General features: G+C 65.3%; 16 protein-coding genes. 2 read left to right on the top strand and 14 right to left on the bottom strand.

Annotation, left to right across the window (positions count from 1 at the left end; all coding sequences use genetic code 11):
• From B5F70_RS08190 to B5F70_RS08160, 7 genes are all read right to left on the bottom strand, one after another.
• Positions 1–241, bottom strand: a 241-nt coding sequence (locus tag B5F70_RS08190) for a hypothetical protein (protein ID WP_143753945.1), incomplete at its 3' end; no start/stop codon positions are given.
• Between the two features lie 181 nt (positions 242–422).
• Positions 423–1052, bottom strand: a complete 630-nt coding sequence (locus tag B5F70_RS08185; protein WP_087205075.1) for a recombinase family protein — start codon at positions 1050–1052, stop codon at positions 423–425.
• 92 nt (positions 1053–1144) lie between these two features.
• Entirely contained in the window at positions 1145–1927 is a 783-nt protein-coding gene (locus tag B5F70_RS08180) for a Cof-type HAD-IIB family hydrolase (protein ID WP_087205074.1), read from the bottom strand.
• Between the two features lie 86 nt (positions 1928–2013).
• Entirely contained in the window at positions 2014–2565 is a 552-nt protein-coding gene (locus B5F70_RS08175; protein ID WP_087205073.1) for a hypothetical protein, read from the bottom strand.
• A gap of 141 nt (positions 2566–2706) precedes the next feature.
• Positions 2707–3390: an orotate phosphoribosyltransferase gene (gene pyrE / locus B5F70_RS08170; protein ID WP_087205072.1), complete on the bottom strand. Its 684-nt coding sequence runs from the start codon at positions 3388–3390 to the stop codon at positions 2707–2709.
• A 147-nt stretch (positions 3391–3537) separates the two neighbouring features.
• Entirely contained in the window at positions 3538–4497 is a 960-nt protein-coding gene (locus tag B5F70_RS08165) for a nucleoside hydrolase (RefSeq protein ID WP_087205071.1), read from the bottom strand.
• A 55-nt stretch (positions 4498–4552) separates the two neighbouring features.
• Positions 4553–5494 (bottom strand): ribokinase, encoded by a 942-nt coding sequence (locus tag B5F70_RS08160; protein ID WP_087205070.1) that lies wholly within the window; start codon positions 5492–5494, stop codon positions 4553–4555.
• Between the two features lie 261 nt (positions 5495–5755).
• On the opposite strand from B5F70_RS08160, the gene B5F70_RS08155 reads away from it, so the two are divergent.
• Positions 5756–6385, top strand: a complete 630-nt coding sequence (locus B5F70_RS08155) for a TetR/AcrR family transcriptional regulator (RefSeq protein ID WP_087205069.1) — start codon at positions 5756–5758, stop codon at positions 6383–6385.
• Here the strand turns inward: B5F70_RS08155 and B5F70_RS08150 are convergent.
• The 3 genes from B5F70_RS08150 to hypB form a co-directional block, all read right to left on the bottom strand.
• Positions 6348–6827: a hydrogenase maturation nickel metallochaperone HypA gene (locus B5F70_RS08150; protein ID WP_241145950.1), complete on the bottom strand. Its 480-nt coding sequence runs from the start codon at positions 6825–6827 to the stop codon at positions 6348–6350. The genes B5F70_RS08155 and B5F70_RS08150 overlap by 38 nt on opposite strands.
• A 16-nt stretch (positions 6828–6843) precedes the next feature.
• The gene (locus B5F70_RS08145; RefSeq protein WP_087205068.1) at positions 6844–9636 is read right to left on the bottom strand and encodes an FAD-dependent oxidoreductase; all 2793 of its coding nucleotides are present in this window, start codon (positions 9634–9636) and stop codon (positions 6844–6846) included.
• Positions 9637–9749: 113 nt separating this feature from the next.
• Positions 9750–10436, bottom strand: a complete 687-nt coding sequence (hypB, locus tag B5F70_RS08140) for a hydrogenase nickel incorporation protein HypB (protein ID WP_087205067.1) — start codon at positions 10434–10436, stop codon at positions 9750–9752.
• Between the two features lie 177 nt (positions 10437–10613).
• Here hypB and B5F70_RS08135 point away from each other — a divergent pair, with 177 nt between their 5' ends.
• Positions 10614–11600: a DUF5692 family protein gene (locus B5F70_RS08135; protein WP_087205066.1), complete on the top strand. Its 987-nt coding sequence runs from the start codon at positions 10614–10616 to the stop codon at positions 11598–11600.
• 298 nt (positions 11601–11898) lie between these two features.
• Here B5F70_RS08135 and B5F70_RS10535 read toward each other — a convergent pair whose 3' ends face one another.
• From B5F70_RS10535 to B5F70_RS08120, 4 genes are read right to left on the bottom strand one after another with little or no spacing between them, the layout of a single operon-like run.
• Positions 11899–12090 carry a hypothetical protein gene (locus B5F70_RS10535; RefSeq protein WP_241145949.1) on the bottom strand — a complete coding sequence of 64 codons (192 nt, stop codon included), beginning with the start codon at positions 12088–12090 and terminating at the stop codon, positions 11899–11901.
• An 11-nt stretch (positions 12091–12101) separates the two neighbouring features.
• Positions 12102–12905 (bottom strand): alpha/beta hydrolase family protein, encoded by an 804-nt coding sequence (locus B5F70_RS08130; protein ID WP_087205065.1) that lies wholly within the window; start codon positions 12903–12905, stop codon positions 12102–12104.
• A 32-nt stretch (positions 12906–12937) separates the two neighbouring features.
• Positions 12938–13405 carry a hypothetical protein gene (locus B5F70_RS08125; protein WP_087205064.1) on the bottom strand — a complete coding sequence of 156 codons (468 nt, stop codon included), beginning with the start codon at positions 13403–13405 and terminating at the stop codon, positions 12938–12940.
• Positions 13406–13409: 4 nt separating this feature from the next.
• Positions 13410–14066, bottom strand: coding sequence for an HAD family phosphatase (locus B5F70_RS08120; protein ID WP_087205063.1), 657 nt, complete (start codon positions 14064–14066; stop codon positions 13410–13412).
• Between the last annotated feature and the right edge of the window lie 127 nt (positions 14067–14193).

Here is a 14193-nt window from a genome sequence, read left to right as displayed (position 1 = left end):
AGGTGTAGCCGGCGGGCAGGCCGAGTGCACTCGGGTCGATGTTGCCGTTCTCGTCCGCGACCGTGGCGACCTTCTTGCCGTCGTAGGAGAAGGTCACGTCGATCTGGGCGGCGACGCGCGCATTCGCGGCACTGCCATCTCCCTCGGCGTAGACCGAGCTCACCGTACCAACCACCGGGCTCAGTGCCAGCACGGCGCTCAAGCCCGCCGTGATCGCGATGTGCTTACCTTTGATTTTCATGTAACGCGTCCTCCTTAGCCGCTGCCAGAAAAGCAGACTTTTACATAAGAGAGGGTTAAGATTGACGCGTTTCCAAGGGGGATTCCTATCTATCGTGCATACCTGCACCTTTGTGCGGAGCCCTTGAGGGAGAAAAAAGAAAGGGAAGCGTAAAGACTCGGTGTAATAAAAGTCTAGGTTTTTAGACAGTTTCTTCGCAGTTTGCTAACACGTGCAAGTCTTGCTTAAGCCATTTGTCCAGCGTAGCACGGCTAATGCCGAGTCGTTCGGCAGCTGCCATTTTTGTGGTGGCGCCGGCACGGACCTCATCCAAAACCGCCTCTGCGCCATCGGGACGCCGCTTCTCAGGCCGCCCGAACCGCGCGCCCCGTGCTCTGGCGGCGGCGATGCCCTCGGCTTGACGGCGCCGGATGTTCTCGCGCTCCACCTGGGCCACATACGAGAGCAGCTGCAGCAGCAGGTCCGATATGAACTTCCGCGTCACATCGTTTTCCACCGCGCCGCGGGCGCGCGTGTCGAGCAGCGGCATGTCGAGCACCACGATGTCGATATGCCGCTCATAGGTCAGCCGACGCCACTGCTGGATGATCTCATCGTAGTTACGGCCCAGCCGGTCGATGCTCGTCACCACCATCACGTCGCCCGGGGCAAGCTTGCGCATCAAGCTGAGGTAGCGCGGACGCTCGAAGCTCGCTCCCGTGAAGTAGTCGGTGTAAATCCGACGTTCCTCAAGAGGAAACGCCCGTAGCGCATCCAATTGGCGATCGACATTCTGATCGCGCGTCGAGACCCGCGCATAGCCGTACTGCATCGTAACAACCTCCTGTCAACGGGAATATGACAGGAGCATTGTCCCCGGGGACAGCGAAGTCGCATGAGGTGCGACGGCGGAGCGGAACCGCGTTATATGAGGCCGAGGTCCTTGCAGGCGACGTATAGGCCGTCCTCGTCGATATCGGGTGCGACGTGGGTCGCCGCCGCCTTGACCGCATCGGACGCGTTGCCCATCGCGACGCTTACGCCCACGCACCCGAACATGGGCACGTCGTTGCCGCCGTCGCCAAATGCGATGCAGTCCTCGGGCGCGATGCCCCAGCGCTCGAGCGTGGCCGCGATACCGGCGGGCTTGCCGCCGCCTGTGGGAATCACATCGCAGGACGCGTCGCACCAGCGCGTGTGCGTCACGTGTGCGCACGCGTCGGCAAACACGTGCTCCTCGCCCGGATCGACAAACGCGCAGAGCTGATACACCGGTTCGTCGTCGATGTGCGAAAGGTCCAGCACCGGGGTGATCTCCGCCACATTCGCCTCGGCGCGGGAGACGCGCTCGCTGCGGCGGTTGACAAACGTCCGGCTGAGCTGCATGACCTGCAGATCGAAGAGACCCGCATCCGCCTTTTCGGCAATGGCGTGCACATCGCGCACATCGAGCGGCACGTCGCGATATACGGTGCCATCGGCCGTGTAGCAATACTGACCGTTGAAGGTCAGATAGCCATCGAAGGGAATCTCCTCGGCAAGGCTGCGGATCACCTGCGGCACCCCATGGGACGAGCGTCCTGTGGCGATGAACAGCCGCACGCCAGCCTGGCGAAGGCGACGCAGGGCCTCGCGTGCCGAAGCGGCCACCCCATGCGTGCAAAAGCTCACCAAGGTACCGTCGATATCGAAAAACGCCGCCCGCACCGCAAGCGCCCCTAAGATACGAGGCGGGGCGCCGACCGCAGCCGACGCCCCGCCGTCATCTCAGTTGCATGCGCCCCGATAGCGCGCTAGCTCATGAGCGCGTTGGTGAGCTCGGTGGCTGCACTCTCGTCTGCGCTCCACTCGCCCTCGTCGTCCTGCGAGTACGTAAAGTTGCAGGTTACGTCTTTGAGCTCGGCGGCGTTGGTGATGTCCAGCATCATCTGCCCGGCGGCGGCGTACAGGTCGTCCTCCGTAATCGTCGAGAGGTCGACCGTCGACATGTAGTCGGCAAACTGGAGATTGAACTCGTTCACGATGTCGCCCATCGACTTCACCTTGAGGGTGACGGTCGCCGTGGCGGTGGTGTCCTCCACCACGATCTCGTCGATGGAGTAGTCAAAGCCGTCGAGATACGCCTGCGCGAAGGCGGACGCATCGATGCCGAGCTGGTCGAAACTGTCGCCCGCGCTCTCCTCCAGTCCCTCGATGAAATCTTCCTCACCGCTCTTGACCTCGTCGAACTGCGTCGTCAGGTCCTCGCGGATGAGCTCCTCGACCGACGGGCCGCCGCAGCCGCTCAGCACCAGAAGGCAAGCGGCGAAGAGCGCCATCAGGGCTACGGTGAACTTCTTTCTCATGGGTCCTCCCCAAAACGAGCGCTCATGTCGAGCGCGACCAGTCCCGCGCGCGCACCGCCCCGGCGCCGTCGGTCCAACGGGTGCCGCCTGCATGCAGCCGCCCCGACAGATCCAAGACCAGCGCCCGCGCCGGCCTCTTCCCTATTCCTTGGCGCCGTACTCGGCGTAATACGCGTCGAGCGCCGCCTTGATTCGATCGTCGATCACCACGCGGCCGTCGACCTCGCGGTTGTAGAGCACCTCGCACACCTCGGCCATCGACACGATCGACGCCACGGGGAACCCGTACTTGGCCTCGATCTCCTTTTGCGCCGTCGTAACCCCGCCCTTGCCGACCTCCATGCGGTTGAGGCTCACGATAAGGCCCTTGACCTCGACGTCGGCCGCCGCCATCAGCTTGGGGTACGTCTCGTCGATGGACTTGCCCGAGGTGGTGACGTCCTCCACCATCACCACGCGGTCACCGTCTTTGAGCTCGTAACCGAGCATGCCGCCCTTGTCCGCGCCGTGGTCTTTTACCTCCTTGCGGTCGGAGCAGTACCTGACCTCCTTGCCGTAGAGGTCGTGGAGGGCGATGGCCGTCACGACCGCCAGCGGAATGCCCTTGTACGCCGGGCCGAAGACGACGTCGAAGTCGAGGCCGAAGTTGTCGTGGATCGCCTGGGCGTAGTACTCGCCGAGACGCTTCAGCTGCGCGCCCGTCACATACGCCCCCGCGTTCATGAAAAACGGCGACTTGCGGCCGCTCTTGAGCGTGAACTCGCCGAACTTGAGCACGTCGGACTCGACCATAAACTCGATAAACTCCTGCTTATAAGCCTCCATGCACGGGCTCCTTTCATATATGTACCAGTGCATCTAAGGGTACCAGACTCACCCTCGCGCGCGTGCGGGGACGCGCCTCTCGGCGCCCCTTTGGCGCGCAGGGCCGCCGCGTCCCGGATGCGCACCCGGCGGCGGCAGCGCGCCGCGTCACCCGAGCGCCCGGAGCATCCGCTCGCAGAACCGCTCCACAAAGCGCGGCGCGTCGACGCTCACCGCCACCCGCGAGGACTTCTGCGGGTCGTGCAGGCGCAGCGGGTCGCCGATGGTGCGGCCCCGGAACGGCCCGTCGAGATCGACCTTGAGGTTGATGTCGAGCATGCCAGCGAGCGCGGGGTCGAGCGCGATCGCCACCGCAAGCGGGTCGTGCAGGGCGCACCCGCCGAGATAGCCCTGGTGCTCGAGGTAGAAGTTGAAGTAGTAGCCCACGATATCGGCAAACGCCGCTCCCGCCGGCGTGCCGAGCGCGCGCCACCGGGCGAGCTCGTCGAAGGGAAGGATCGTCTGGTGCGTGACGTCGAGGCCCACCATGGTCACCGGCACCCCCGAGCGCAGGACGGCATCCGCCGCCTCGGGGTCGTTGGCGATGTTGGCCTCGGCGCCGGGCGTGACGTTGCCGGGAATGGTGAGGGCGCCGCCCATGAAGACGATACCGCCGATCGAGCGCATGGCCTGCGCATCGCGCTCGATGGCGCGGGCGAGGTTGGTCAGCGGACCGGTGGGCACGTAGATGAGATCGCTGCCCCACGTGCGCGCGGCATCCAGCAGAAAGTCGACCGCGGCGCCGCCCGCGGCATCGGGCGCGCCCATGCCCGCGCGCGCCGGGACGGGCAGCTCGACGCCGCCGATGCCGTTGTCGCCGTGCACATCGACCATCGTGGCATACGGCTCCCGCGCCGCAAGCGCCCGGTCCGCGCCGGCCACGACCGGCACCTCGGGATGGCCGAGGAGTTCGAGCACGGCCAGGCAGTTCGCGACCGACTGCGCGCAGGGCACGTTGCCGAACACCGTCGTGATGCCGATGAGCTCCGCCTCGGGGCTCGCCAGCGCATAGGCGAGCGCCATGGCGTCGTCGACACCCATATCCAGATCGAGAACGAGCTTCTTCATCTCGGTTCCTCCCCCTGCGTCCTCACCGCCCCATGCCGGCGCGGCGCCGTATTCGCTACCAGCCCATCATCCAGGCGACCACCTCGTCCCACGTGGGGATGGACGGCTGCGCCCCCAGGCGCGTGACCGCGAGCCCCGAGGCGAACGACGCCTGCACCATGCATTCGAAGATGAGCTCGCCGGCGGCGCGCGCGGCGGCGAACACGCCCAGGTAGGTGTCACCCGCGCCCGTGGTGTCCACCGCCTCGCAGCGCTGCGCGGGCACGCGCATGAGCTCGTCGTCGATACGTGCGACCGACCCGGCGGACCCGAGCGTGATCACGCCCATGCCGCCGTCGGTGAGCTCCTCGAGCCTGTCGAGCGCCGCCGTGCAGGAAGTGTCGTCTGCAGGCGCGATCCCCGTGATGGCCGCGCACTCGGTCTCGTTTAGGCACACGAGATCGACCTCGCGCCACGCCTCGTCGGGAAGCTCGCAGGCGGGGGCCGGGTTGAAGATGGTGAAGAGCCCGTGGCGGTGCGCGCGCACGATCGCCGCCGCCGTGGTCGCGAGGTCGCACTCGCCCTGGGCGATGAAGACGCTGCCCATGGGGGCGGCGCCAGAAGTCACCAGCTTATCGATCGCGCGCTCGACATCCTCGGGCGTGCGCACCGCGTTCGCGCCCGCCGAGAGCACGATGCGGTTGTCGCCGCCGCTGCGCAGGATGGTCGCGGTGCCTGTGGGAACGTCGGCGAGGCGGGCCACGTTCGCGCAGTCGACGCCCGCCTCCTCGAGGCCCGCCGTGAGCTCGCGGCCAAAGCCGTCGTCTCCCACCGCCGCGATCATGTAGGTCCGGGCCCCGCGGCGCGCCGCGGCGACCGCCTGGTTTGCGCCCTTGCCTCCCGCCGCCGTGAAGAAGTCACGGCCGGCGATCGTCTCGCCCGCCTCGGGGATGCGCTCGCACGCCACCGAGAGGTCCATGTTCATGCTGCCAAACACCACGACGCTACGCTCGTCCATAACGGCCCCCTCATCCCGGCGCTCGACCGCCCAAATGGGCGGCCACTCGGCTTCCTCCATCATACGCGCGGCGCACGCGTCCGGCCGCCGCGACTCGGGCAGACGGTCGGTCTCACAGGCGGATGGCCGGGACCCTCCGCGTCGCGCCCCGGGGCGTCCCCAACCGTTGCGGCGAATATTGACGCGACGTAAATATCACGGCAAACTAAAAGGGTAGTCCGCCCTCAAGCTGGGGGCACGCGCCCCGATGGGGAGGTCACCATGGCCGATACGCATGAGCATAGCCGCACCCGGCATTCTCGCGACGAGCGCCGCGACGAGATCCTGCGCGCTGTGATCGACGTCTGCGCCGAGCAGGGGCTCGCCCGTCTCTCCGTCTCGAGCGTGACCGCGCGCGTCGGCTGCACGCGCTCGCTGTTCTACCATTACTTCCCCAGCAAGGAAGCCGCCTTCGATGCGGCCCTCGAGCTCACCATCGACGCCTTTATCGACCGGCTGCGCGCGTGGGACCGCGAGCGCATACCGGGCGATATCGAGGGCGCGCTCGATGGCATATCCGCCCTGCTCAAGACCCTCGTGGTGGAGACGCCCGACCTCTCGCGCTCCATCGCCGCCGACGGCGACGCCGTGCTCTACACCGCGTTTGTCGACCGCGTGGCCGAGCGCTGCGCGCGCTTTATCTGCGAGACCACCGTCATCGACTTCTCGCGCTACCACGACGTGCTCATCGATCATGTCTACGAGACGTTCTACGTCCTCATCAGCGGCCTCATCCTCTTTATCCGCACGCACCCCGATGTCGAGGTAACCGTCATCAAGGACATCATCGCGAGCACGCTGCACATCGAGGGCTTTACGCAGAAGTACCCGGAGCGCCGCCCGGAGCGCTGAGGTCCGCGCGAGGCCGCTCGCCGTCGCCCGGACCCTCGTCGGGCGTGGCAATCTCTTTGATGACGGCCTCGTCGCCCTGCACGAGATAGGTCCTTTCGCTCCCGCACACCGGGCAGGTGCGCCCATGGGCCACCGTCTCATACGTCGCCCCGCACGCCTCGCAGTACGTGCGGGCGGGAATCTCTTCGATCACCAGCTCGCAGCCGCGCATCACCTCATGCCTCTCGCACGCCCAGCGCCAGCAATCCTCGAGGTAGTGCGGGATGATGCCCGACACCTCGCCGAGCTCGAGCGTCACCGCCGAGACCCGCCCGATGCGGGCCTCGGCCGCGATATCCTCCACGCTTTTGATGATATGAAAGACGATGCCGAGCTCGTGCACGCCGCTCCCCTCGCCATGCGCGCCGCCCGCACGGGGCGGCGCGGTATACCAAATCTGCATCCCGCGCCGCGGAAACCTACTTCTTGCCGAACTTGATCTTGATGGCCCGCTTGAGCGCGTACTTGCCGATGGCGGGCAGCTTGTCCTCGTACTTGATCATCGTGCTCGCCTCGGGGTGCTCGCGGTGCAGGTGGATCGCGTCGAAGGCGCATTTGGTGGTGCAGAGGCCGCAGCCGATGCACTTGTTCTCGTCCACAACGCTCGCGCCGCACCCCAGGCAGCGCGCGGTCTCGGTTTTGACCTGCTCCTCCGTAAAGGTACCGGTGTAGGCCCGGAAGGGCGCCGTGTCGCGCCCGAGATGCGCTTCGGTGGCCGGTTGCTCGCGGCTCGCGGTGTCGTAGCTTGAGAGGTCCGCCGCGTCCTTGTCGAGCTCGCGGTAGACGCGCGGGTTGCGCCCGATGGTGAGCGTCGCGCCCTGCACGTACCGATGGAGCGAGACCGCGGCCTCATGGCCCGCCGCGATGGCGTCGATGGCAAACTTGGGGCCCGTATAGACGTCGCCGCCTACAAAGATATCGGGCTCGGCCGTCTGGTAGGTCTTCGCGTCGGCCTCGGCGGCGCCGCCTCGTCCCCGCACGACCCGCGTGCCCTCGAGCAGGCTCCCCCACGCGATGCTCTGCCCAATCGAGAAGATGACGCGGTCCGCCGCCACCGTGCGGAGCTCGGCGTCATCGTATACGGGAGCGAAGCGCCCCTCGTCATCGAAGACGCGCACGCAGCGGCGGAACACAACCTCGCGCACGCGCCCGTCTTCACCGGCGCGGACCTCGGCGGGGCCCCAGCCATGGCTGATGGCGACGCCGTCCTCCGTGGCCTCGCGCACCTCCTCGGCGCTCGCCGGCATCTCCGCCTCCTGCTCGAGGCAGAACATCTCCACGTGCGGCGAGCCCAGGCGCGCCGCGGTGCGAGCCGCATCGATGGCAACGTTGCCGCCGCCCACCACGATGGTGCGGCCGTCAAGCGCCGGTGCCGCGCCGCCGCCCAACTGGGCCTCGGCAACCCCGCGCAAGAAGTCGACGGCCGTGGTGGCGCCCGCCGCGCTCTCACCGGGAATGCCCGGCAGGCGCCCGGCCTGGCAGCCAATCGCCACATAGAACGCTCGGAAGCCCTGCGCGCGCAGATCGGCAAGCGTCACATCGCGGCCCACCTCTACGCCGTAGCGGATGTCGACCCCTAACGCCTCTATGACGGCTACCTCGGCCTCGACGATGTTCTTCTCAAGCTTGTAGCTCGGGATACCGTAGGTGAGCATGCCGCCCGGGCGCGCGCTTTTCTCAAACACCACGGGGCGGTAGCCGCGCTCCGCCAAGAAGAACGCGCACGACAGGCCGGCGGGACCCGCGCCGATGATGGCGATCTTCTCGTCAAACGCGCCCGCCACGCGCGGCACGACCTTGGGCGGGATATAGCGCGTCTCCGCATCGAGGTCGCGCTCTGCCAAGAACTTCTTGACCTCGTCGATCGCCACGGCCTCGTCCACGCGGCCGCGCGTGCAGGCGTCTTCGCAACGGCGGTTGCAGATGCGCCCGCAGATGGCCGGCAGCGGGTTCTCGCGCTTGATGAGGGCGAGCGCCTCGGTGTAGCGGCCCTGCGCCGCGAGCTTCAGGTACCCCTGCACGGCGATGTGCGCTGGGCACGCCGTCTTGCAGGGCGCCGTGCCCGTGTCGTAGGTCTCGATTCGGTTCTTGTTGCGGTAGTCGGGCGACCACTTCTCCGGCCCCCACTTGACGGCATCCGGCAGCTCCTGCTTGGGGTAGGCGGGCACCTTGCCCGTCGCCTTCTCGCAGAGCTTCTGCCCCAGCTTGACCGCGCCCGCCGGGCACACCTCCACGCAGCGGCCGCACGCGACGCAGGATTCAGCCTCGGTGCGCGCCACGTAGGCGGAACGCGAGAGATTGGGCGTGTTGAAGAGCTGCGAGGTGCGCAGCGCATAGCATACGTTCACGTTGCAGTTGCAGATGGCGAAGATCTTGTTCTCGCCATCGATATTGGTGATCTGGTGCACAAAGCCGTTGTCCTCGGCCTTCTTGAGGATCTCCATCACCTCGTCGCGCGTGATGTAGCGCCCGCCCTTGCCGGTCTCCACCACGTAGTCGGCCATATCGCCCACCGCGATGCACCAATCTGCCGGATCGTCGCCGCACGCCTCGCCCAGCACCGTGCGGCTCATGCGGCAGCTGCACGGGCTTGCCGCGTACTTGCCGTCGTATTTGTCGAGCCAGTGGCTGATATGCTCGATCGAAACGCTCCGATTCTCGGTCTCAATGGCCTGCTCGACGGGGATGACGTGCATGCCGATGCCCGCACCGCCCGGCGGCACCATAGGAGTGATGCGCGAGAGCGGGCCCTTCGACGCCTGCTCGAAGAACTTCGCGGTCGCGGGATGCTCCATCATCTGCTCCCAGCGCATGTTGAGAAACTCGGCGGAGCCGGGCACCAAGATGGGGCTCACCCACTGCTTGGTGCGCGTGGGGTTCTCCCAGTTGTACTCCAAAAGGCCGATCTCGCTCATCTCGTCGAGAAGCGGGCCGAGCACCTCCGCCGAAAGCCCCGTCGCCCGCCGTACCTCCTCGAAGGTGTAGGGACGGCGGACCTTGAGCTTCAAGAGCACGTCCGCCATCTCATCGGTCGTGACGCCCTCGAACGCCCAGTACTCGTACGGCAGCAGGTTGCCCTTGCCAAGGGTGCGGTTGGTGAGGTGACGGCAGAGCGCCACGATCTTCTCGCGCGGGTGCTCGGGCAAAGGCGGCACAAACTCCGCACCGATGTCGGGCTCGGTAAAGGAGATGCCGGGGCCGTTCAGAATCATGCTCGTTCCTTTCACGAACGGGGACGGATGAGGAGAGGGGCCGCTATCGACCTCAGCGCGACCGGCGGGCCCGCGAGCCGGCACGCCCCATGCGGCTGAACACCGGTGCGCGCTCACGCATCGCGCTTCCAGGCTGCCACGCGCCCGCGGAGCCAGGCCGCCCACCGGTCGATGCCCTCGCCTGTCTTCGCGCAGATGGGGATGACCTCGGCCTCGGGGTTACGCGCCGCGATGTTTGCACGCACGCGGTCCATGCTGAACGCGTCGAAGATGGGCAGGGCATCGATCTTGTTGATGAGCACCACGTCTGAGACCGAGAACATGAGCGGATACTTGAGCGGCTTGTCGTCGCCTTCCGGTACCGAGAGGATCATCGCGTTGGCGACGGCGCCCGTATCGAACTCCGCCGGGCACACGAGGTTGCCCACGTTCTCCAAAACGATCAGGTCCGGCTGCGCGGGCGCCTCGGCGGCAAGCGCGTCAAGCCCCTGCTCGGTCATATACGCATCCAGGTGGCACATGCCGCCGGTGTGGAGCTGGATGCTTTGCACTCCGGCGTCGGCGATGGTGCGCGCATCGACGTCCGAGTCGATATCCGCCTCCATCACCGCCATCGAGAGCTCGCCCGAAAGCGCCTCGATGGTCCGCATCAGCGTCGTCGTCTTTCCCGACCCCGGGCTCGACATAAGGTTCAGCAGAAACGTGCCCTCTCGTTTGAGGCGGGCACGCAACGCATCGGCCCTGCGGTCGTTGTCGGCAAATACGCTCTGTTTTACCTCAATGGTGCGAAAAGCGCCCATGGTCACCACCGTTCGTCGGAAAGTGTTGACGTTTCGTCAAATTATAGATTGACATATCGTCAACTCCGGTCAAGACTGAAATCGGCGAGCTGCTGGGCTGCCACGGGGAATGGTATGCCCCGCGCGCGACGCTCGCCCGCAACCGCGCCCGCACCGGGCATGTTCGAAGGAGGCTGCATGCTGTTCCAAGTCTATGGGGAAAACGCCCTGTTTCAGTGGCTGGGCTGGGCGATGGTCTTCGCCGCCCTCATCCTCGCCAACGAGTTTGCCCGCCGCTCAAAACTCGGCGGCATCCTCTGCTTCCTCGCGCTTCCCGCGGCGCTCACTGTCTACTTTGTCGCCATCTACGTCGGCGCCGCCGCCGGTGCCGAGTGGGCGCTCACCAATCCCACGTACGTGCACATGAACAGTTGGTTCCACTACGCCAAGCTCTATGCGGCAACGGCCGGCTGCATCGGCTTCATGATCTTGAAGTACCGCTGGGGGTCGCTCGGCAAGAGCCACTGGTTCCGCGCGTACCCGTTTGTGATCGTGGCCATCAATATCCTCATCGCCGTCGTCTCCGACTTTGAGAGCGCCTTCCGCGCATGGGGCACCACGTGGGTATCGAGCGAGGGCGTCACCCTTATGGGCGGCTGGCACAACGTCTTCAACGGCATCGCCGGCATCCTGAACATCTTCTGCATGACTGGCTGGTGGGGAATCTACACCTCCAAGAAGCGCGACGACATGCTCTGGCCGGACATGACCTGGGTCTTCATCGTCGCCTACGACCTCTGGAACTTCTGCTACACCTACAACTGCCTACCTACGCACGCCTGGTACTGCGGACTTGCGCTCCTGCTCGCCCCCACCGTGGCGAACTTCTTCTGGAACAAGGGCGGCTGGATTCAGAACCGCGCGAACACGCTGGCGCTCTGGTGCATGTTCGCCCAGGTGTTCCCCATGTTCCAGGACTACTCGGTGTTCTCCACCGACTCGGTCAACGACCCGAGCGTGAACCTCGTGGTATCCGTAATCGCCCTCGTCGCCAACGTGGCGGCGCTCGCCTACATCATCTACCGCGCCAAGAAGCTCGGTGTGAACCCCTACAAACAGGAGGTCTTCAAGGGCACCCGGGACTATGAGAAGGCCCTCGCCCGCGCCAACCTCACCGTCGAGTAGCTATGGTGCGCATCGGCCGGCTTACCCGCCCCTAAATCCGCTGGATAAACTACAGTCCAAAGGCACGTTGATAAATCGCCCGCATCGCTGTCCTTTCCAGCGGCGCGGGCGATCAATCAAAAAGTCAGGTATTTCAATAATCTACACGGCGCCGGCGGAGTAGAGACGTATACATCACATTCCCACAGGCCCTGTGACCTGCGCTGGAACCTTTCCGCCCTGAAGTTATACTTTCGAACGGCTGCAGAGATTATTGAATACTCGAAAAAACGCCGCCTAAGAATCCAAATACCAGGAATCAGCCCCATGGATCGCGCTCGAAGAGCGGCTCCGGCTCGGGCCGACGGTCCGAATAGGGATCGTAGCCGTCGTCGTCCTCGTTCTCCGCCCGAATGAACGGGTCGCGCGGTGAGCCCTCGTGCTTGGGCAGCGTCTTCTGGGGATGCTGCTCCGCCAACGTTCCGTTCTGCGCGCTAGGCATCGGTGTCATATACCCCACCCCTACACCGAGCGCTTGCCCATCGCTGCGTACACGTCATCGCGCGGGATCCAGTCGAGGAACTTCTCCACCTGCATGTCCCAGAAGCGCCACTCGTGCCCAAAGCCGGCGACCTCATCCCACGTCACGTCCGCACCGAGCTCCACCAGGTGGTCGCGGAAGTCAACGTTTGCCTGGTAGAGGAAGTCCTCGGTACCGCACGCGATGTAGAGGGGCGGCAACGTGCGACCGGCCGCGGCGGCGTCATCCGCAAGCGCGGTGAGGTCGTACTCGTGCGGCAGCGGCGCCTCCTCACCTGTGGAACCCATGGGGTCCTTTACAAACGTTACCGGGTTGATGCCCACGCCGCCCGAGAACGAACCGATGGCGCGATAGCGCTCGGGGTGCGTGATGCCGTGCAGAAGCGCCCCAAAGCCGCCCATGGAAAGCCCTGCGATATAGGACTCCTCCGGCTTGTCGGAGACGGGGAAGTAGTTGCAGACAAACTCGGGCAGCTCCTCGTCCACAAAACGCATGAAATCGTCCGCGCCCGAATCTGCATAAGCCTTGTTCTCGGCGGACATAGTCACCACGGCGATGCGCTGCTCCTCAGCGTACATCTCGACGTTGGAGTACCCGAGCCACTGCGCATGGTTGTTACCAAAGCCGTGGAGCAGGTACAGCACGGGAAACTTGGCAGGAAGCTCGTGCGTAGGCGTGATGCCCGCCAGCCCAAGCGACTCCGGGCAGGTGACCGACGGCACCACGACCGAGATATCGACCGCGCGGTTCAGCACATACGAGTAGAAGTTGCACACCGTTCTCATGAGCGCTCCTCACATCGAGGTGGTTGACGCCCCTATTGTAGGCCGAGCGCGCGCAGAATCGTGAGGACAAGCTGCGTTGCAAACAGAACGATGAAGCCGCCCGCCACCATAAGGCCAATGTGCTTGAGGCCAGACACGAGGTATGCCCCGCGCAGAGAGGAATTAATCTCGTTGACGTTTTGGACCTGCGCCCAAGCGCGCTTTCCGCACTGCGGGCAGGTAACCTTCTTGGCAAAGGAACGATAGGTGGGCTCGTCTACCAGCGCGGCCCCCTCGCGGCGCGTGCGCGTCACGCTCGCCGACTTGGAGAACCATGTATCGGCAAGTTCGCCAGCAGGAAGGTCAAACGTCGCACTGCAGGACTCGCAGGTAAGGTGTGCCGTAAGGCCGCTCGTGCGCAAAAGGACACGGCCGCTGCGCACGAAGTGCACGGCACAGGCGATAATCCAGCTAAAAAGGGTAACACCCATAACGATAAGGACGATGACCGACGCGCTCATGGCCCTACCTTTCTGCAAGAACAAGCGCCGGCAGCTCGTGTAGGCTGCCGAGCACCGCGGCGCACTGGGCTGTGAGCTCGGGCGTAGGCGCCGCCCACTCAGGCACGAGATAGGTGCGCATGCCAGCAGCCACGGCGGCACGGGCGCCGTTGACGGAGTCCTCCACCGCGGCACAGGCAGCGGGGTCGAGCGAAAGGCGCGAGGCCGCCTTGAGGTAGATATCGGGCTCGGGCTTAGCGCGCTCAATCTCGTCCCCAAAGGTCATGCTCGTAAAAAAAGGCACCATACCAAAGCGGTCGAGGGTGGGAAACGCGTGCTCGCGCGCCGTCGAGGTGGCAAGGGCAAGGGTCATGTTCGCCTCGGAGAGAGCCGCGAGCGCCTCCAGCGCACCGGCGCAGGGCTCGAGTGCCTCGTCTTCGATCTGGAAAAACAGCTCGCGCTGATGGGCAAAGAGGCGGTCGGTGAGCGCCGGGTCGCCAAACTCGGCGTTGATCATCGCGCGGGCGTTGGGCAACGAGCAGCCCACAAAAGCATGCCAGATGCGCTCCGGCACGTTGAGGTCAAAGTCCGCCGCCGCACGGCGCCACGCGGTCTGGCTCACACGCTCGGTGTCGACGAGCGTGCCATCCATGTCAAAGATCACTGCCTCGGGTAGCGCCATGCCAATCCTTTCCTAGGTGTGTTGAGGGTGTATTGTAGCGAATCCAACCAGCACAAAACAGCCGGGTACGGCCAAAATCCGTACCCGGCTGCACTTGTTTAGCGGTCGCACCCTCGACGTGTAAGAC

It is taken from the genome of Collinsella sp. An268 (genome assembly GCF_002159765.1).
In the GTDB taxonomy this organism is placed as follows: Bacteria; Actinomycetota; Coriobacteriia; order Coriobacteriales; family Coriobacteriaceae; genus Coprousia.
This window is presented reverse-complemented; position numbering and strand designations above follow the sequence as displayed.